This is a genomic window from Arthrobacter sp. MDT2-34-1 (assembly GCF_059091365.1).
This window is the reverse complement of record NZ_JBNHGO010000001.1, coordinates 1,489,989-1,507,289: the sequence shown is the minus strand read 5'-3', so window position 1 is coordinate 1,507,289 and position 17,301 is coordinate 1,489,989. Positions and strand designations below refer to the sequence as shown.

17 protein-coding genes are annotated in these 17,301 nt (G+C 68.5%); 10 read left to right on the top strand and 7 right to left on the bottom strand.

Annotation, left to right across the window (positions count from 1 at the left end; all coding sequences use genetic code 11):
* Nucleotides 1–133 precede the first annotated feature (133 nt).
* Nucleotides 134–2,203, top strand: a complete 2,070-nt coding sequence (gene paaZ / locus AC5RVV_RS06985) for a phenylacetic acid degradation bifunctional protein PaaZ (protein ID WP_494000616.1) — start codon at nt 134–136, stop codon at nt 2,201–2,203.
* Here paaZ and AC5RVV_RS06980 read toward each other — a convergent pair.
* From AC5RVV_RS06980 to AC5RVV_RS06955, 6 genes are all read right to left on the bottom strand, one after another.
* A complete protein-coding gene (locus AC5RVV_RS06980; protein WP_494000615.1) occupies nt 2,184–2,912 on the bottom strand; it encodes a nicotinamide mononucleotide transporter in 729 nt (242 codons plus the stop codon). The two genes, paaZ and AC5RVV_RS06980, sit on opposite strands and share 20 nt — an antisense overlap.
* Before the next feature lie 23 nt (nt 2,913–2,935).
* Nucleotides 2,936–3,610: a nicotinamide mononucleotide transporter gene (locus tag AC5RVV_RS06975; RefSeq protein ID WP_494001296.1), complete on the bottom strand. Its 675-nt coding sequence runs from the start codon at nt 3,608–3,610 to the stop codon at nt 2,936–2,938.
* Between the two features lie 166 nt (nt 3,611–3,776).
* Complete coding sequence (locus tag AC5RVV_RS06970; protein WP_494000614.1) at nt 3,777–4,406, bottom strand: TetR/AcrR family transcriptional regulator; 630 nt, start codon at nt 4,404–4,406, stop codon at nt 3,777–3,779.
* A gap of 86 nt (nt 4,407–4,492) precedes the next feature.
* Entirely contained in the window at nt 4,493–5,830 is a 1,338-nt protein-coding gene (gene paaK / locus AC5RVV_RS06965) for a phenylacetate--CoA ligase PaaK (protein ID WP_494000613.1), read from the bottom strand.
* Between the two features lie 78 nt (nt 5,831–5,908).
* Nucleotides 5,909–6,412: a hotdog fold thioesterase gene (locus AC5RVV_RS06960; RefSeq protein WP_494000612.1), complete on the bottom strand. Its 504-nt coding sequence runs from the start codon at nt 6,410–6,412 to the stop codon at nt 5,909–5,911.
* An 88-nt stretch (nt 6,413–6,500) separates the two neighbouring features.
* Nucleotides 6,501–8,693: a S9 family peptidase gene (locus AC5RVV_RS06955; RefSeq protein WP_494000611.1), complete on the bottom strand. Its 2,193-nt coding sequence runs from the start codon at nt 8,691–8,693 to the stop codon at nt 6,501–6,503.
* 192 nt (nt 8,694–8,885) lie between these two features.
* Between AC5RVV_RS06955 and paaA the strand changes: the two genes are divergently transcribed.
* The 8 genes from paaA (at nt 8,886) to AC5RVV_RS06915 (ending at nt 15,439) form a co-directional block, all read left to right on the top strand.
* Nucleotides 8,886–9,878 (top strand): 1,2-phenylacetyl-CoA epoxidase subunit PaaA, encoded by a 993-nt coding sequence (paaA, locus tag AC5RVV_RS06950; RefSeq protein ID WP_494000610.1) that lies wholly within the window; start codon nt 8,886–8,888, stop codon nt 9,876–9,878.
* 24 nt (nt 9,879–9,902) lie between these two features.
* Nucleotides 9,903–10,232 (top strand): 1,2-phenylacetyl-CoA epoxidase subunit PaaB, encoded by a 330-nt coding sequence (gene paaB, locus AC5RVV_RS06945; RefSeq protein ID WP_494001295.1) that lies wholly within the window; start codon nt 9,903–9,905, stop codon nt 10,230–10,232.
* Nucleotides 10,229–11,056, top strand: a complete 828-nt coding sequence (gene paaC / locus AC5RVV_RS06940; protein WP_494000609.1) for a 1,2-phenylacetyl-CoA epoxidase subunit PaaC — start codon at nt 10,229–10,231, stop codon at nt 11,054–11,056. The genes paaB and paaC overlap by 4 nt, the downstream gene beginning before the upstream one ends.
* Nucleotides 11,057–11,088: 32 nt before the next feature.
* A complete protein-coding gene (gene paaD / locus AC5RVV_RS06935; protein ID WP_494000608.1) occupies nt 11,089–11,625 on the top strand; it encodes a 1,2-phenylacetyl-CoA epoxidase subunit PaaD in 537 nt (178 codons plus the stop codon).
* A complete protein-coding gene (gene paaE, locus AC5RVV_RS06930; RefSeq protein WP_494000607.1) occupies nt 11,626–12,780 on the top strand; it encodes a 1,2-phenylacetyl-CoA epoxidase subunit PaaE in 1,155 nt (384 codons plus the stop codon). It begins immediately after the preceding gene.
* A 41-nt stretch (nt 12,781–12,821) separates the two neighbouring features.
* On the top strand, nt 12,822–13,589 hold the full coding sequence (locus AC5RVV_RS06925; RefSeq protein ID WP_494001294.1) for an enoyl-CoA hydratase/isomerase family protein: 768 nt from the start codon (nt 12,822–12,824) through the stop codon (nt 13,587–13,589).
* Between the two features lie 134 nt (nt 13,590–13,723).
* On the top strand, nt 13,724–14,683 hold the full coding sequence (locus AC5RVV_RS06920) for a 2-hydroxyacid dehydrogenase (RefSeq protein WP_494000606.1): 960 nt from the start codon (nt 13,724–13,726) through the stop codon (nt 14,681–14,683).
* Between the two features lie 120 nt (nt 14,684–14,803).
* Nucleotides 14,804–15,439 (top strand): dihydrofolate reductase family protein, encoded by a 636-nt coding sequence (locus AC5RVV_RS06915; RefSeq protein WP_494000605.1) that lies wholly within the window; start codon nt 14,804–14,806, stop codon nt 15,437–15,439.
* 11 nt (nt 15,440–15,450) lie between these two features.
* Here the strand turns inward: AC5RVV_RS06915 and AC5RVV_RS06910 are convergent, their stop codons facing one another.
* A complete protein-coding gene (locus AC5RVV_RS06910; RefSeq protein ID WP_493978019.1) occupies nt 15,451–15,912 on the bottom strand; it encodes an Lrp/AsnC family transcriptional regulator in 462 nt (153 codons plus the stop codon).
* 250 nt (nt 15,913–16,162) lie between these two features.
* Here AC5RVV_RS06910 and pdhA point away from each other — a divergent pair, with 250 nt between their 5' ends.
* Nucleotides 16,163–17,287 carry a pyruvate dehydrogenase (acetyl-transferring) E1 component subunit alpha gene (pdhA, locus tag AC5RVV_RS06905; RefSeq protein ID WP_494001293.1) on the top strand — a complete coding sequence of 375 codons (1,125 nt, stop codon included), beginning with the start codon at nt 16,163–16,165 and terminating at the stop codon, nt 17,285–17,287.
* Nucleotides 17,288–17,301: the final 14 nt, after the last annotated feature.

Genomic DNA, 17,301 nt, shown 5'->3' with positions numbered 1-17,301 from the left:
GTCACCGAAAAGGGGCTGTGCCGGCTGCGGCTGTCATGTAGGCTGGATACGTTACCGACCGACCGTTCAGTATTTTATGTCCCGCCCCATCCTGCGCCAGCACCGGGGCCGGGCGAAGAAAGGGCTGTCAACGATGACCTCTACCGCCGTTGATGTCGAAATTGTTCCCAGCTACATCCAGGATGCCTGGTGGACCCCCGAGGGCGATGTGTCCGGCACCGAGGTCCGCGATGCCAGCACCGGCGCCGTGCTCGCCCGGGTCAGTACCGACGGCCTCGACCTCGCCGCAGCCGTCGAACATGGCCGCACCGTCGGCCAGGCCTCGCTGGGCCGGCTGACCTTCCACCAGCGCGCGCTCAAGCTCAAGGAGCTGGCCCAGTACCTGAACGCGCGGCGCGATGCGCTGTATGAGGTTTCGCACCGCACCGGCGCCACCAAGATCGACAACATGATCGACATCGACGGCGGGATCGGGGTGCTGTTCACCTTCGGGTCCAAGGGGCGGCGCGAACTGCCGAACTCGCAAATCGTGGTGGACGGCCCGGCAGAGGTGCTGGCCAAGGACGGCTCGTTCATGGGCCAGCACATCTACACCCGGATTCCCGGCGTGGCCGTGCAGATCAATGCCTTCAACTTCCCGGTATGGGGCATGCTCGAGAAGTTCGCGCCGGCCTTCATCGCCGGCGTGCCCACCATCGTCAAGCCGGCCACTCCCACCGGTTACGTGGCCGCCGCCGCTGTGAAGCTGATCATCGAGTCCAACATCCTGCCGGCCGGTTCACTCCAGCTGATTTCCGGTTCTGCCCGTGACCTGCTGGATCATTTGGATTACCGCGACGCCGTGGCCTTCACCGGGTCCGCCGACACCGCGAACCTGCTGAAGTCCCACCCGAACGTGGCCCAGGGCGGCATCCGTTTCACCGCCGAGGCGGATTCGCTCAACGCCGCGATCCTCGGGCCCGACGCGGTGCCGGGCACCCCGGAGTTCGACGCGTACATCAAGTCGCTGGTCACCGAAATGACGGCCAAGGCGGGCCAGAAGTGCACCTCGATCCGCCGCGCCATCGTCCCCAAGGACCGCATGCAGGACGTCGCCGACGCCGTGCGTGCCCGGATCGAACAGCGCGTCGTCGTCGGCGACCCGAGGGCCGAAGGCGTCACCATGGGCGCGCTCGCCTCGGTGGAGCAGCTTGACGACGTCCGCGCAGCCGTCCAGGCCATGATCGATGCCGGCGGCGAGCTCGCCTACGGCACGCTCGATTCGCCGCAGGTCACCCGCGCAGACGGGACCGTGGGCGACTCCGAGGGCGCCTTCATGTCGCCGGTGCTGCTGACCTGGGCCGATGCCGAGGCCGACGCCGTGCATTCGCTGGAAGCTTTCGGCCCGGTTTCCTCCGTCATCGGCTACGAGGACCTGGACGACGCCGTGCGGCTGGCCGCGAAGGGCTCCGGTTCACTGGTGGCCACCGTCGCCACCAACGACCCCGAGGCCGCCCGCGTGCTGGTTACCGGGATCGCCGCCCACCACGGCCGCGTGCTGGTGCTCAACCGCGAAGACGCCAAGACGTCCACCGGCCACGGTTCCCCCGTGCCGCACCTGGTCCACGGCGGACCGGGCCGCGCCGGCGGCGGCGAGGAATTGGGCGGCATCCGCTCCGTGCTGCACCACATGCAGCGCACCGCCATCCAGGGTTCGCCGAACATGCTTACCGCCGTGACCGGCGTGTGGCATACCGGCGCCGACCAGTATTTCGACGACGTGCACCCGTTCCGCAAGAACCTGGCCACACTGCGGATCGGCGACGCCATCCGTTCGGAGCTCCGCCAGGTCACGCTGGAGGACATCACCGCGTTCGCCAACGAAACCGGCGACACCTTCTACGCCCACACCAACCAGGAGGCCGCCGCCGCCAACCCGTTCTTCCCCGGCATTGTGGCGCACGGTTACCTGCTGCTCGCCTGGGGTGCCGGGCTGTTCGTGGAGCCGGCACCGGGACCGGTGCTGGCGAACTACGGCTTGGAGAACCTGCGCTTCATCACTCCGGTGGCAGCCGGCGACTCGATCCGGGTGACCCTCACCGCCAAGCGCATCACCCCGCGCGAGACGGACGAATACGGCGAGGTCGCCTGGGACGCGGTGCTGACCAACCAGAACGACGAGATCGTCGCGACCTACGACGTGCTCACACTGGTGGAGAAGTAGCCGGAGCTCCTCCTCCTGCCGCGTCCCCGGCGGCCCGGGCCCCGGGGACGGGCAGGAACACCACCGTGTGCCAACGCCAGAAGGCGAACAGCACCAGCAGCACGGTGGCGCCATACAGCAGCTGCGGCGTCGGCTGGCTGGGAAAGACCAGCGAGGTGGCCAGCTGCACCACGGCAAAAGCCAGCCACAGCCACCAGGCCTCATAGATCCGGTGCGCCAACCCCAGATACACCACCGTCATCACCGCCGCGTAGAACGCCTGGAGCAGGAGGACGGTCAGCAGGCCGCCCTCCAAGGGAAAGCCCGCCTGAATGTCGCTGGCCACGAAAACCACCGTGGCGGCGATGAGGACCAGCACGGCGGCCGCCCAGGTTCGGCCCGATGCCCGCTGCACCCACACCGCCGGGCCGGCTGCACCCGGCGCAAGGAGCGGGGCGGCGGACCGCCAGCGCCACGCGCCGTAGCAGGGCAGCAGCAGCGCCACGCCTATCGAGGCATCGACGAAGAACCCGCCGCCGCCGTCGAAAGCCGGCGTGAGCAGCAGCAAGAAGACCAGGGCCTCCTGCACCAGCAGCACGGGCCAGGCCCAGCGGGAGTGGAGGCCGAACAGGAAGACCGTCAGCAGGCCCACCGACGCCTGCAGGTAGCCCACGGAAACCAGCGCGCCGGCAGGACCGTCCAAAACCTTCAAGGCCATGATCCAGTCCATGCCGCCGCCCTCCCGTCAGCTGGTTATGCGGCCCGTCCCGCTGGGCCAGGCCCGGGAGCGGCCGGACGACCGGGAGCGGCCGGACGCCCCGGTCGCACCGGCGCCAACCGGTGTTTGCTCCGCACCGGCCGCCGCAAGGCCGCCTGCCAGCCCAGGTAACCAAAGACCTGGAGGCCGGCCGCTATCGCGCCGTACAGCGAGACCCAGACCGGTGCGTCCCGGATGGCGGAGAGGAACATGGTGGACAGCGAGAGCGCAACGCCCAGCCACCACGACTGCAGGATGCCGTGGGCGAAGCCCAGGTACATGACGGCCGGGAGTGCGGCCAGCAGGGCGTTGAACAGGTACAGGGGGCCGATCTCGGCAACCGGGGTGACGCCGGCGAACCCGTTGAGCAGGAACAGCAGCAGCAACAGCCCGGCACCGATTCCCCACTCACGCCCGTGGGCGGAGCGGAGCGGGACACGGACGCCTTCCCGCCGGTACTGGGTCCACTTCCACAGGCCGTAGAGGGCAGCAGCCAGCACAAAAACGGTGCTGGTGTTCAACCGGCCGTAGGGGATCCCGGTGGCCAGCAGCACGGCGGTTGCGGCCACCGGCAGCAACCAGGCCCACGGCACGCGGTAGGCGAACAGGACAATGGCGGCGATCGTGAGCGCCATGCTGAGCGCCGAGACCCACCCGAACTCCCCATCCATATCGATCACGTCCCCATAACATCGAATGGTGAGGTCAGCCTAGCAGGGGAGGACGGCGAATTCAGCAGGTACGCCGGCTCCGTCGGGCGGCCGCGGATCCGCGGGGGTGCGGCCGGCGCTGCCGCCGGGAATCAGGCGTTGGTGCGGGCCGGCGCTGCGCCGGGAGTCAGGCGATGACGCGGGCCGCGGCAGGCAGGTGGAGGCCGTCGAACATCATGGCGATCAGGTCGTCGGCGAGCTTCTGCGGGGACAGCGATCCGCCCGGTTTGTACCACTCGACGATGGAGTTGATCGTGCCGAACAGCAGCCTGGCCGTGGTCCTCGGGTCGATGTCCCCGCGCAGGGAGCCCTCGGCCCGGGCGGCGTCCACCAGGTCCGCCACCTTGTGGTCGAACGCGCGCCGGCGGTCCAGCGCGTCGCGTTCGATCTCGGTGTTGCCGCGCAGGCGCAGCAGCAGGGTGACGTAGGGCAGTTTTTCGCACAGGACCTGGACGGTGCCGCGGAGCACGAACTCCAGGCGCGCGTCCGCCCGGCCGGCGGAAGCCGACGGGTTTTCGAGCACGCCTTCCAGGCTGCCGAGGGCCTCATCCAGGGCCAGGCGCAGCAGGTCGCCCTTGGAGGGCACGTGGTGGTAGATGGCGCTCTTGGAGATGCCCAGGTTCTCGGCGAGGATGCCCATGGAGGTTGCCTCGTAGCCGTGCTTGTTGAACACGGCGACGGCGACGTTCAGCACCGACTGCTGGTCGTAGCCCGGGCGGCCGCGGCGAGCGGTCTCCTGGGTCCTTGTTTTCGCCATGGTCCTATTCTCCCACGACCGTTAGGTCAGTTATGCGGCGGGCGGCGCCTGCACAGGCCTGCTGCCGCCCGCCGTTCCCACATCCGTCAGGCGTTGTCGCGCAGGTCGTAGACCCGGCGCAGCTTGCCGCTGGACCGCGCGAGGGTGCCGGGGTCCGCAACCACGATCTTGCAGCTGGAGCCGACGTGGATCTTGATCTGGCGCTGAAGCTCCCGGGCCGCTTCGGTTGCCTTGGCGGGGGTGCAGTCTTCGCGGCGTTCGATCTTTACGGTCAGCTCGTCCATCCGGTGCGGCCGGCTGATTTCCAGCTGGAAGTGCGGGCTCAGGCCGGGGATGCGCAGGGCGATCTCCTCGATCTGGGTGGGGAAGAGGTTCACGCCGCGCAGGATGATCATGTCGTCCGAGCGCCCGGTGATCCGGCCGATGCGGCGCATATTCGGCCGCCCGGTGCCGGGCAGCAGCCGGGTGAGGTCGTGCGTGCGGTAACGGATCACCGGCATGGCCTCCTTGGTCAGCGACGTGAACACCAGCTCACCGGACTCGCCGTCGCCCAGCACCCGGTCGGTGAGCGGGTCGATGATTTCCGGCCGGAAGTGGTCCTCCCAGATGGTGGAGCCGTCCTTGTAGTCCACGCATTCGCCGGCGACGCCGGGGCCCATGACCTCGGAGAGGCCGTAGATGTCGCAGGCGTCGATGTCGAGCTTGCCTTCCAGCTCGTGGCGCATCTCATCGGTCCACGGCTCGGCGCCGAGCACGGCGACCTTCAGCGACGTCTTCGCGGGATCGACGCCGGCGTGCTCCATCGCGTCCACGATGGTGAGCAGGTAGGTGGGGGTGCAGAGAATGGCGTCCGGTTCGAAGTCCTGGATCAGCTGGATCTGCTTCTCGGTCTGGCCGCCGGACATGGGGATGACGGTGCAGCCGAGCTTCTCCGCGCCGTAATGTGCCCCGAGCCCGCCGGTGAACAGGCCGTAGCCGTAGGCATTGTGGACCTTCCAGCCCTTCTTGACGCCGGAGGCGCGGATGGAGCGCGCGAACAGCGTCTCCCAGTTCTGGATGTCCCGGCGGGTGTAGCCCACCACGGTGGCGCGGCCGGTGGTGCCCGAGGAGGCGTGGATCCGGGCCACCTCCTCCTGCGGCACGGCAAACATGCCGAACGGGTAGGAACGGCGCAGGTCTTCCTTGTCCGTGTAGGGGAACTTGGCCAGGTCGGACAGTTCCTTGAGGTCCTCCGGGCGGACGCCGGCGTCGTCGAACTTCTGCTTGTACATGGGTACGCGCTCATAGGCGTAGGCGACCGTGTGCTGCAGGCGCTTCAGCTGGAGGGCTTCCAGCTCGTCCCGGCTCATCAGCTCCTCCGGGTCGAGGGTGTCCTCGGCGGCGGGAGTCGTCTTGCGGGCTTTCGTACCGGTGGTGGTCGTCATGGGAACGGTCCTTTAATGCGGGTCGGGCAGTGCTGTCGGTGAAGGCTGGGGGCGTCGCTGTCGGAAGCTGCGGCGCAGTCAGGGCTTTCGCTGGTTGCGGGCGGGGTTGGGGACGGTGCGGGAACGGCCGCGGAATTCGAGCAGAACGTCGGCACCGCCGTCCGGTTTCTCCTGGGTGACGGTGATGTCGTACAGGCCGCTCCGCCCCGTCTGGTTGACCAGCCGGGCGGTTGCGGTCAGCAGCCGGCCGGCAAATCCCGGGTTGAGGAAATTGACGTCGACGCCGGAGGCCACCGTGATGGTGCTGCCGTCGCCGTCGGGGTCGTTGCAGGCCAGCGCGAAAGCCACGTCGGCGAAGGCGAACACCATACCGCCCTGCGCCATGCCGAAGCCGTTGAGCATCTCTTCGCGCAGCCGCATCTCGATCACGACGTCGCCAAACTCCGCCTTCACGACTTCCACGCCCATCCAGCGTGCGGCCTGGTCGTTGACGAAGGCCGGGTGCACTGGCCGTTCGCCCGGCTGCAGCTCGTTGCTTTCCGCCGGAACGTCCCGGGAAGTGTCGACGTCGATGTCCGTCATGGAAGCCCCTCGCTGTTCATTACCGAATGTTCATTAGGTAATCCTGATTTGTGATTCAAGTCAAGGCGGCCGGGCAGCGCCGGGCGGGTTAGGCCGGCTCGCTGGCGCCGATCGCGTCGAGGGCGAAGGCGTAATCCCAGGCCCGGTCCTTCCAGGCTTCGTACCGTCCGGACGCGCCGCCGTGGCCGGCGTCCATCTCGGTCTTGAGCACGATCGGTTCGGTGCCGGTTGTGGCCTCCCGCAGGGCCGCCACCCACTTGGCCGGCTCCACGTACAGCACCCGGGTGTCGTTGAAGCTGGTGACCGCGGCGATCTTCGGATACGCGGCCGACCGGACATTCTCGTAGGGCGTGTACGACTTCATGTACGCGTAGACCTCCGGGTCCGTGATCGGGTTGCCCCACTCCTCCCACTCCAGCGCCGAAAGCGGCAGGTCCGGGTCCAGGATCGAGGTCAGCGCGTCGACGAAGGGCACCTGCGCCACGATCGCCGCGTACTTCTCCGGCGCCAGGTTGGCGACGGCGCCCATCAGCAGGCCGCCGGCGGAGCCGCCCATGGCCGCGATCCGTCCCGGATCCGCCCAGCCCGAGGCCGCCAGCCACTCGGTGGCGGCGACGAAGTCCGTGAAGGTGTTCTTCTTGCGCAGCTTCTTGCCGTCCTCGTACCAGTGCCGGCCCATCTCGCCGCCGCCGCGGACGTGCGCCACCACGTAGACCACGCCGCGGTCCAGCAGCGATAGCCGCGCCGTGCTGAACGCCGGGTCCATGCTCACCTCGTAGCTGCCGTAGGCGTAGACCAGCGCCGGGTTGCTGCCGTCACGCCGCACCGAGGCCTTGCGGACCACCGACAGCGGAATCCTCGTGCCGTCCGCCGCGGCCGCCCACTCCCGCCCGGCCACGTAGTCCGCCGGGTCGTAGCCGCCGAGCACCGGCGTTTCCTTGCGCAGGTGCAGCGTGCCGGTGGCCAGCTCGTAGTCGTAGAGCCGCGGCGGCGTCAGGAACGAGGTGTAGGCCAGCCGGATCACCGGTGCCTCGTAGTCGGATCCGCCGACGCCGGCGGTGAACAATTCCTCGTCGAATGCCGGCTCCGCCGGGGCAGCCTGCGCGGCCGTGCCCAAACCGGCCAGGGGCAGCACCTGCACGCGCTCGATGGTGTCCTGGCGGATGGACAGCACCATATGGGTGGCGGTCACCCCGGCTCCGTTGACCCGCACGGCGTCGTCGTGCTCCACCACGGTGTCCCAGTGCTGCTCGGCCAGGGGCTTGGAGAACTCCGCGAGGTCGGCCAGCGAGACCATCGAGTTCACCGCGTCCTTGTTGTGGGTCAGCAGCACCTTGTGGGCACCGTCCAGCAGGAACGGCTCGGCGTCGTACAGCACCCGCTCGCCGCGCGGGATGAGCGTCCGCAGCCCGGCTTCCGGGGCGGCGAAGTCGAGCAGGCGCGTCTCGGAGTATTCGGAGCAGCCGATCCCGATCACCAGGTGCCGGCGGTCGGAGGAGAGCTCGAACCCCATCCACATGGCCGGGTCGTCTTCCTGGTAGATCACGACGTCGGAGGCCGCCGGTGTGCCGATGGTGTGCGCCTTGATCTGGAACGGGCGCCAGGACTCGTCGACCACCGTGTAGAACACGCGGCTGCCGTCGGGATCGAACGCCAACGAGTAGAAGACGTTCTCCACGACGTCGTCCAACAGGTCGCCGGTGTCCAGGTCCTTGATCCTCAGGGTGAAGCGCTCGTCGCCGGCGAAGTCGGCGGCGTAGGCGTAGAGGCTGCCGTCTTTGGTCACGGCAGAGCCGCCCAGCGAAAAGAACGGCTTGCCCTCGGCCTCGGCATTGCCGTCCAGCAGCACCTGCTCGCCGGGCACCGGCCGGCCGGCGTCGACCTGCGGGGGAGTCCAATCGGCCGCCCGGTCGCGGGTGTCCGCGGCCCGGACCCGGCAGTGGATGCCGTACTGCTTGCCCTCTTCCATCCGGCCGTAGTACCACCAGCCGTCCTTGCGGACCGGAACCGACAGGTCCGTTTCCTGGGTGCGGTTCTTGATTTCACGGAAAATGGCCTCGCGCAACGGCTGCTGGTGCCCGGTGACCGCCGCCGTGTAGGCGTTCTCCGCCTCCAGGTGCGCAACCACCTCCGGGCTCTCCTTGTCCCGCAGCCACTCATAGTTGTCCACGAAGACGTCGCCGTGATGGGAGCGCTCGACGGGAACCTTGCGGGGCGACGGCGGTTCCGGCAGGGCTGCGGGGGAGGAGGCGGGGACGGTTTCGGCGGGGCTGTGCGTCATGCCACCAATATATAGAGCCCGCCCGCCCCGCCGGACGGGTTCGGCTGAGGGTGGAAGCACCGGGCCGGAAGTTATCCCGGCTGATCCCTGACGGCCGCCCTTGGCCTTGACGGTTGCGGAAAATGCGCTATATCCTGAACGAACGGTCGGTAATTATTTCGCGGCCGGATTTCGTACAGTGAGGTGACCATCGTGGCAACGCAGACCCAGGCCGGCGACTCCCAGTTGCACGCCGTGCCGTCCCCCGAGGACGAGGCCGGGAAGGCCTACTTTGACAAGATCATTGCCGAGGATTCCCGGATCGAGCCGGCCGACTGGATGCCGGAGAAGTACCGCAAGACACTGGTCCGGCAGATGTCCCAGCACGCGCACTCCGAGATCATCGGCATGCAGCCGGAGGCGAACTGGATTACCCGCGCGCCCAGCCTGAAGCGCAAGGCCATCCTGATGGCCAAGGTGCAGGACGAGGCCGGCCACGGCCTGTACCTCTACTCCGCCACCGAGACCCTGGGCACGCCCCGGCACGTCCTCAACCAGCAGCTGCTCGAGGGCAAGGCCAAGTACTCCTCGATCTTCAACTACCCGGCCAACAGTTGGGCGGACATGGGGGCCATCGGCTGGCTCGTCGACGGCGCCGCGATCGCCAACCAGGTGCCGCTGTGCCGGGCCTCCTACGGCCCCTACGGCCGGGCGATGGTGCGGATCTGCAAGGAAGAGTCCTTCCACCAGCGGCAGGGCTTCGAGATCCTGCTGGAACTGGCCAACGGCACCCCGGCGCAGAAGCAGATGGCCCAGGACGCAGTCAACCGCTTCTACGCCCCGGCGCTGATGATGTTCGGCCCCACGGACACCGACTCCCCGAACTCGCAGCAGTCGATGGCCTGGAACATCAAGCGGTTCTCCAACGACGAGCTGCGCTCGCGGTTCGTGGGGATGATCCAGGAGCAGGTCAAGGTCCTGGGCCTGACCCTGCCCGATGACAAGATCCGCTACAACGAGGAAACCGGCATGTGGGAGCACGGCGAACTCAACTGGGACGAATTCTACGAAGTCCTCGCCGGCCGCGGCCCCTGCAACGCGCAGCGGATGGAGCGCCGCCGCGAGGCACACGAGAACGGCGCCTGGGTGCGCGAAGCAGCAGCCGCCTACGCGGACAAGAAGGCACAGAAAGCACAGGTGGCCTGAATGGCAACTGGAGACCAGACCGCAATGGCCCGACCCGTGGAGACGGCGACGGCGGAAGCCGCGTCGTCCGACAAGCAGCCTTGGCCGCTGTGGGAAGTATTCGTCCGCTCCTCGCGCGGGCTCTCCCACGTGCACGCCGGTTCGCTGCACGCCCCGGACGCCGAGATGGCCGTGCGCAACGCGCGGGATCTTTACACCAGGCGCAACGAAGGCGTCTCCCTCTGGGTGGTGCCGGCGTCGGCCATCGTGGCCAGCGATCCTGACGCGAAGGGCGAGTTCTTCGAATCCCCCAAGGGCAAGGATTACCGCCATGCCACGTACTACACGAAGAGCGAAGGGGTGAAGCACCTGTGAGCGGCGAAAGCGCCACCCGGATCACGCCGGGCAACGCCCTGCGCCCGGAGGACATTGCCGCGCAGGTGACCGAAGGCACGAAGGCCAGCCACGACGTCGGCGAGTACGCGTTGCGCCTCGGCGACGACGCCCTGATCCTGGCCCAGCGGCTGGGCTGGTGGATCTCCCGCGCGCCGGAGTTGGAAGAGGACGTCGCGCTCGCCAACATCGCGCTGGACCAGATCGGCCACGCCCGGTCGTTCCTGACCTACGCCGGCTCCGCCTGGGGCAAGTCCGAAGACGACCTGGCTTACTGGCGCGGGGAGAACGAATTCCGCTCCAGCTACCTCGTCGAACAGCCCAACGGCGACTTCGGCAGGACGATCGCCCGCCAGTTGGTCATCGCCACGTACCAGCACGAGCTGTACTCGCGGCTGGTCGACTCGCAGGACGAGACCCTGGCGGCCATCGCGGCCAAGGCGCTGAAGGAAGTGGACTACCACCGCGACCACGCGGCGCAGTGGACGCTGCGGCTGGGCGACGGCACGGAAGAGTCGCACCGGCGCATCGCCGCCGGCTTCCTCTCCATCTGGCCGTACGTGGAGCAGTTGTTCCTGGACGATGAGCTGATCGACCGGCTGCCCGGCATCGCGGTGCGGCCCTCGGAACTGCGCGAAGGCTTCGACGCCTTCATCGCGGACGTCTTCGCGGAGGCGACCCTGGAGGTCCCGGACGTCCAGCCCGCCATGACGGACAAGACCCGCGTCAAACACAGTGAACACCTGGGCTACCTGCTGGCTGAGATGCAGGTGCTGGCCCGCGAACACCCCGGCGCCACCTGGTAACCAGGCCGGCCATCGGAGTAACGGAGCTATTCATGTCCACCAATACGGCCCAACGGCCGGCAGGAACCGAAGCGGCGCGCGTCTGGGACGTTGCGGCCACCGTCTGTGACCCGGAGATCCCCGTGCTGAGCATCGAGGACCTGGGCATCCTGCGGTCCGTGTCGGTGCTGGATGAAACGGACGACGGCGGGCGGCCGGCCGTCGAGGTGACCATCACCCCGACCTACTCCGGCTGCCCGGCCATGGATGCCATCCGCGACGACATCGTCGCCGCGCTGGCGTCCGAGGGCTACGCCGACGTCCGGGTGAAGCAGGTGCTGGCCCCGGCCTGGACCACGGACTGGATGACCGCCGAGGGCAAGGCCAAGCTGAACGAGTACGGCATCGCCCCGCCGTCGGGCATGGCGCCGGTCCGCACCGGACCGGTCAGGCTGGGCCTGAGCGTCAAATGCCCGCGCTGCGATTCCCTCAACACCCGCGAGCTGTCCCGCTACGGCTCCACGTCGTGCAAGGCGCTGTACCAGTGCAACGACTGCCATGAACCCTTCGACTACTTCAAGGTGCTCTAGATGACTACTTCCACCACGGAGGCCACGGCCGTCAAGCGCCGCGCCACCTTCCACCCGCTGACCGTCGCCGAGGTCCGCAAGCTCACGGACGAGGCCGTCGAGGTCACGTTCGAGGTGCCGGAGGAACTGCACGGCCAGTACGATTACGTGCCCGGCCAGTACGTGGCGCTGCGCACCACGCTCGAAGGCCAGGAAATCCGGCGCAGCTACTCCATCTGCGCCGAGCCGAAGCCGGGCGAAATCCGGGTGGCGATCAAGCGCGACATCGGCGGATTGTTCTCGAACTGGGCCAACGACCACCTCAAGGCCGGGGACGTCCTGGACGTCATGAGCCCCACCGGCGCCTTCATCTCCAAGCACCAGATGACGGAGATCAACCACCCCGAACAGATCAATGCCGACGCCGGGGCCACCTTCGTGGCGTTCGCCGCCGGGTCCGGCATCACGCCGGTGATCTCGATCGCGCGGACCGTGCTGGCCGCCAGCGACAGCGTCCGGTTCGACCTGGTCTACGCGAACAAGGCCGCCATGGACGTGATGTTCGTGGAGGAACTGGCCGACCTGAAGGACAAATACCCCACCCGCTTCGCGCTGCACCACGTGCTCTCCCGCGAACAGCGCATTTCGCCGCTGCTTTCCGGCAGGATCGACGCCGAGAAGCTGACCAGCCTGTTCGACAACGTGCTCCGCACCGACGACGTGGACGAATGGTTCCTCTGCGGCCCCTACGAACTGGTGCAGCTGTGCCGCGACACCCTGGCCGAACGCGGCGTGCCGGCCGAGAAGATCCGCTTCGAGCTGTTCAGCACCGGCGAGCCGACCAAACCGCAGGGCAACATCGGCCGGCCGGTGCAGCTTGACCCCAGCGCGGACAACTACGAGATCAACTTCCGGCTGGACGGGCTCTCCGGCACGGTCGCTTCGCCCAAGCATGCCCGGGAGTCGGTGCTCAACGCCGCGCTGCGCGTCCGCCCGGACGTTCCGTTCGCCTGCGCCGGCGGTGTCTGCGGCACCTGCCGCGCCAAGGTTGTCTCCGGCACGTTCACCATGGAGGAGAACTACGCGCTGGAACCGGACGAGATCGAGCGCGGCTACGTGCTGACCTGCCAGACCCACCCCACCGGCGACGAAATCACCGTCGACTACGACGCCTGACCGATCTTAAACAGCACCGACCCCGAAGGAGTCCCATGAGCATGATTGAGCTGTCCATCCAGGACAACATCGCCGAAGTGGTGCTCAACGCACCGGGCAAGATGAATGCGCTGGACGAACAGGCGGTCCATGATCTGGGCAAGGCGTACGACGACGCCGCCGCCGCCGGCGTCCGGGCGCTGCTGCTCCGCGGCGAGGGCCGCGGCTTCTGCGCCGGCCGCGACATCTCGGCGGTGGACCCGGCGACCGACGATGCCTACGGTTACCTGTCCGGCGTCGTCACCCCGGTGCTGCGGAAGATGGCGGAGTTCCCCGCGCCGACCTTCGCCGCCGCGCAGGGGGCGGCGCTCGGCGTCGGGCTCGGCCTGCTGATCGCCACCGATGTGGTGTACGTGGCCGACAGCGCCAAGATCGGCTCGCCGTTCGCCAACCTTGGAGCCACCCTGGATTCGGGCGGGCACTGGCTGTTCACCGAGCGGCTCGGTGCGCACCGCACGCTGGACCTGATCTACACCGCCGAGCTGATGAGCGGCGAGGAAGCGGTGAGGGCCGGGCTGTTCAGCCGGGCCATGCCGGCGGACGAGCTGTTGGAGACCACCCGCGGCATCGTGGGCAAGGTGGCCCAGGGCGCCACCGGCGCCTTCCGGGCGTCCAAGGAGCTGGTCGCGAACATCCGCGACCAGCGGCTGGGCTTGTGGCTCGCCACCGAAGAGGAAAACGCCGCGCAGGGCCGGCTGTGCAAGAGCGACGACTACGCCGAAGGCTTCAAGGCCTTCCAGGAGAAGCGCAAGCCGGTCTTCAAGGGCTGACGGCGGGCCGAGGCCGGTGCCGCGCGGCTAGCCCGGCGCCGCGCGATGAGCCTGTGCCCGCGCGGACGAACGGTAGGCTTCCAGGCGAAGCCCGTTCGCGCTGCCGGGCTGCCGGCCTCTGCTCCAGGAGTCACATGAATGCCGCCCCGCCTGCCGTCACCACCGTCGCCTGCCCAGACCGGGACCTGATGGCCGCCCTGGAACCCCTGCCGGCGGGGATCCGCACCGTCTATTGGGATTTCGACGGCGACCCCGAGGACGTCCGGCCCGAACAGATCGAGGCCGTGGTGCTGCCGTACCCGGACATGTCCCGGGCCGTCGCCCGCCTGCCGAAGCTGGCGAACCTGAAGCTCGTGCAGGCCCAAACCACCGGGGTTGACGGGATAGCAGCCGTCGTCGGACCGGACGTCGCCATCGCCAGCGCGGCGGGAGTGCACGCCGCCGCCACCGCCGAACTCGCCGTCGGGCTCGTGCTTGCCTCCTTGCGCGGGATCGACGTCGCCGCGCGGGACCAGCCCGAGGGCCGGTGGCGCCACGTGCGACGGCCGTCGCTGGCGGACCGTAAGGTGCTGCTCGTCGGCGTGGGCGGCATCGGCCGGGACATCGCGCGGCGCCTGGAGCCCTTCGACGTGCAGCTGACCCGGGTCGGGACCCGCGCCCGGGACGACGGCGACGGCCACGTCCACGGCACGGACGAGTTGACCGAACTGGCGGCGTCCCACGAGGTGCTGATCCTCATCACACCCCTGACGGAAGCCACCCGCGGGCTGATCGATGCGGCGGTACTGGCGGCCCTCCCGGACGGTGCGCTGGTGGTCAACGTGGCGCGCGGGGCGGTGGTCGACACGGCGGCCCTGACCGCGGAAATCGTCTCCGGCCGGCTGAGGTGCGCGTTGGACGTCACCGATCCCGAACCGCTGCCGCCGGACCACCCGCTGTGGCGGGCCGGCAACGCGCTGATCACGCCGCACCTGGGCGGCGACACCACGGCATTCGAACCGCGGATCGTCCGGCTCCTGAAGAATCAACTGGCGGCGGTCGCAGCCGGCCGGGCGCCGCAGAACCTGGTGCAGCCGGGCCGCTTTCGGCCCTGAGTCCACGAAAGCCCCGCCGGTGGCCTGCCGAGGCTTCCGGGTCTGGACAACCGTCCCTGCCCGCGGGCAGGATGAAGGCGGCGTGTCGGCAGCGGTGTTACGCGCCGGGAGGGAAGACCCATGGGCATCATCGTGGCCAACATGTTCCTCACCCTCGACGGCGTGTACCAGTCGCCGGGCGCGGCCGACGAGGACCCGGAGGGCGGCTTCGACTACGGCGGCTGGCAGGCGCCGTTCTTCGACGAAGCATCCGGCGAGGCGATCGGGGCGGTCATCGACCGGATCGACGCGCTGTTGCTCGGGCGGAAGACCTACGACATCTTCGCGTCCTACTGGCCCAATGCCGGCGAGGACTCTCCGATCGCGGTGAAGTTCAACGCGGTGCCGAAGTACGTCGTGTCGACCACGCTCACCGAGCCCGCCTGGGCGGGCACGACCGCGTTGCACGATGCGATGGCGGCCGCCCACCTTCGCGAGCGGCACGACGAGGTGCACGTGTTCGGCAGCGGCGACTTGTTGCAGTCGTTGCTCACCGAGGACGTGGTCGGCCGCCTCAACCTCTTTCTGTATCCGCTCACGGTGGGCAGCGGGAAGCGCCTCTTCGGCTCCGGCACCATCCCGGCATCCTTCCGCCTCGCCGGCCCCGCCCGCTCCTTCGAGAAGGGCGCGGTGGCGCTGGTATATGAGCGTGCGGGCGGGGTCGAGACGGGCAACATGAACGAAGTCGCTGCGCCCCCGGACGGGAACGGCGGCTGAGCGCGCGCGCTTCAGCGGGTGTCCAGGTCCTCGAACACCAGGAAGGTCTGGGTGTCGAGGATGCCGGGCATGGACTGGATCTGGTCAAAGATGACCCGGCGCAGGTCCACGTTGTCCACGGCACGGACCAGCAGGATGACATCGAAGTTCCCGCCGACCAGGGCGATGTGGTGCACCTCGGGAATGGCGCGCAGGGCTTCGCGCAGCTCGCGCCAGGAGTGCTGGCGCAGCTTCAGGGTCACGTAGGCAGATGCCTTCAGTCCCGCCTTGATCGGGTCCACCAACGCCGTGAACTTGGTCAGCACGCCCGCCTCGGTCAGCCGGGCGATGCGCGAGTAGGCGTGGGCGCGGGAGATGTGCACGTTTTCAGCGACCGCGGTCACGGACAGCCGGCCATCCCGGGTCAGCTCCGCCAGGATCCGGCGGTCGATCTCGTCCAGCTGCGGGACCTTTGCGGCGGCACCGTTGGCCATCTGTCTACACCTCGCGGGGTTATCCAGCTCACATTAACAATTCGTCTCCAAGACTACGGTCAGACGGGCAGATAATCCACGTTTTCCCGCATAAGTGGATACGAAAAGTAGCCGAATCCATACTAAAGCTACACAGTTTCTTCACCAGAGCCGCCCGCGCCATGCGGGGCGGCAGGCAACGGCGCCCGCCGACCAAGGATTCGAGGGAGACACCATGACCATCTCAACCGGTAACCCGATCGAGGGTTCGATGTCCGACCCGTCAGGCCGCCCCGGCATGGATGATCAGGTCACCGCCGAGGCCTACATGCTGCCCTCCGAGCAGCCCGTGCAGCTGGTGGACCCGGCTGGCCGGCACGTGCACAACGACAAGTACCCGCTGCCCGACGGCGAGGCCCTGCTGGGCGCCTACCGCGAACTGGTGGTCGGTCGCCGCGTCAACGACCAGGCCAACGCGCTGGTCCGCCAGGGCAGGCTGGCCGTCTACCCCTCATCGCACGGGCAGGAGGCCTGCCAGGTGGCGGCGGCCCTGTGCCTGGGCCGGGACGACTGGCTGTTCCCCACGTACCGCGATACCGTCGCCGTGATCGCCAAGGGCGTCGACCCGGTGCAGACCCTGACCCTGCTGCAGGGCGACTGGCACGGCGGCTACGATCCCTACGAGCACAAGGTGTCGATCCAGGCCACGCCGCTGGCCACCCAGCTGCTGCACGCCGTCGGCGTCGCCCACGCCGCAAAACTCAAGGGCGAGGACACCGTCGTCGTCGCGCTCTGCGGTGACGGGGCCACCAGCGAGGGCGACTTCCACGAGGCGCTGAACTTCGCCGCCGTGTTCCACCTCCCCGTCGTGTTCTTCGTGCAGAACAACCAGTACGCCATCTCCGTCCCGCTGAACAAGCAAACGGTGGCGCCGTCGCTGGCGCACAAGGCCATCGGCTACGGCATGCCGGGCGAGCGGGTGGACGGCAACGACACCGCCGCGTTGCTGTCCGTGCTCGGCAAGGCCGTGACCCGTGCCCGCGACGGCGGCGGCCCCGCCCTGGTCGAGGCACACACGTACCGGATGCAGTCGCACACCAACGCCGACGACGCCACCCGCTACCGCACCGACGACGAAGTGGCCGAGTGGGCGCCGAAGGACCCGCTGGTGCGCCTGCGGACATACCTCAAGGAACTGCACCTCCTGAACGAGGCACTCGAAGAGGAAATCGCCGAGCGGGCGGAAACCGTGGCCGCGCAGATGCGCGACGGACTCAACGCCGAGACCGACGTGGACCCGGAGGACCTGTTCCGCTTCGTCTACACCGAAAAGACCAGCCAGCTGCGCGAGCAGGCCGCCATGCTCCGCGACGAGCTCTCGCACGAGTCGGCCTGAGCGCCGCCGCCGAC

What these genes read in the sequence shown, in the direction of transcription:
- paaZ (WP_494000616.1), top strand. Translation starts at nt 134, where the DNA reads ATGACCTCTACCGCCGTTGATGTCGAAATTGTTCCCAGCTACATCCAG.
- AC5RVV_RS06980 (WP_494000615.1), bottom strand. Translation starts at nt 2,912, where the DNA reads ATGGACTGGATCATGGCCTTGAAGGTTTTGGACGGTCCTGCCGGCGCG.
- AC5RVV_RS06975 (WP_494001296.1), bottom strand. Translation starts at nt 3,610, where the DNA reads ATGGATGGGGAGTTCGGGTGGGTCTCGGCGCTCAGCATGGCGCTCACG.
- AC5RVV_RS06970 (WP_494000614.1), bottom strand. Translation starts at nt 4,406, where the DNA reads ATGGCGAAAACAAGGACCCAGGAGACCGCTCGCCGCGGCCGCCCGGGC.
- paaK (WP_494000613.1), bottom strand. Translation starts at nt 5,830, where the DNA reads ATGACGACCACCACCGGTACGAAAGCCCGCAAGACGACTCCCGCCGCC.
- AC5RVV_RS06960 (WP_494000612.1), bottom strand. Translation starts at nt 6,412, where the DNA reads ATGACGGACATCGACGTCGACACTTCCCGGGACGTTCCGGCGGAAAGC.
- AC5RVV_RS06955 (WP_494000611.1), bottom strand. Translation starts at nt 8,693, where the DNA reads ATGACGCACAGCCCCGCCGAAACCGTCCCCGCCTCCTCCCCCGCAGCC.
- paaB (WP_494001295.1), top strand. Translation starts at nt 9,903, where the DNA reads ATGGCCCGACCCGTGGAGACGGCGACGGCGGAAGCCGCGTCGTCCGAC.
- paaD (WP_494000608.1), top strand. Translation starts at nt 11,089, where the DNA reads ATGTCCACCAATACGGCCCAACGGCCGGCAGGAACCGAAGCGGCGCGC.
- paaE (WP_494000607.1), top strand. Translation starts at nt 11,626, where the DNA reads ATGACTACTTCCACCACGGAGGCCACGGCCGTCAAGCGCCGCGCCACC.
- AC5RVV_RS06925 (WP_494001294.1), top strand. Translation starts at nt 12,822, where the DNA reads ATGATTGAGCTGTCCATCCAGGACAACATCGCCGAAGTGGTGCTCAAC.
- AC5RVV_RS06920 (WP_494000606.1), top strand. Translation starts at nt 13,724, where the DNA reads ATGAATGCCGCCCCGCCTGCCGTCACCACCGTCGCCTGCCCAGACCGG.
- AC5RVV_RS06915 (WP_494000605.1), top strand. Translation starts at nt 14,804, where the DNA reads ATGGGCATCATCGTGGCCAACATGTTCCTCACCCTCGACGGCGTGTAC.
- AC5RVV_RS06910 (WP_493978019.1), bottom strand. Translation starts at nt 15,912, where the DNA reads ATGGCCAACGGTGCCGCCGCAAAGGTCCCGCAGCTGGACGAGATCGAC.
- pdhA (WP_494001293.1), top strand. Translation starts at nt 16,163, where the DNA reads ATGTCCGACCCGTCAGGCCGCCCCGGCATGGATGATCAGGTCACCGCC.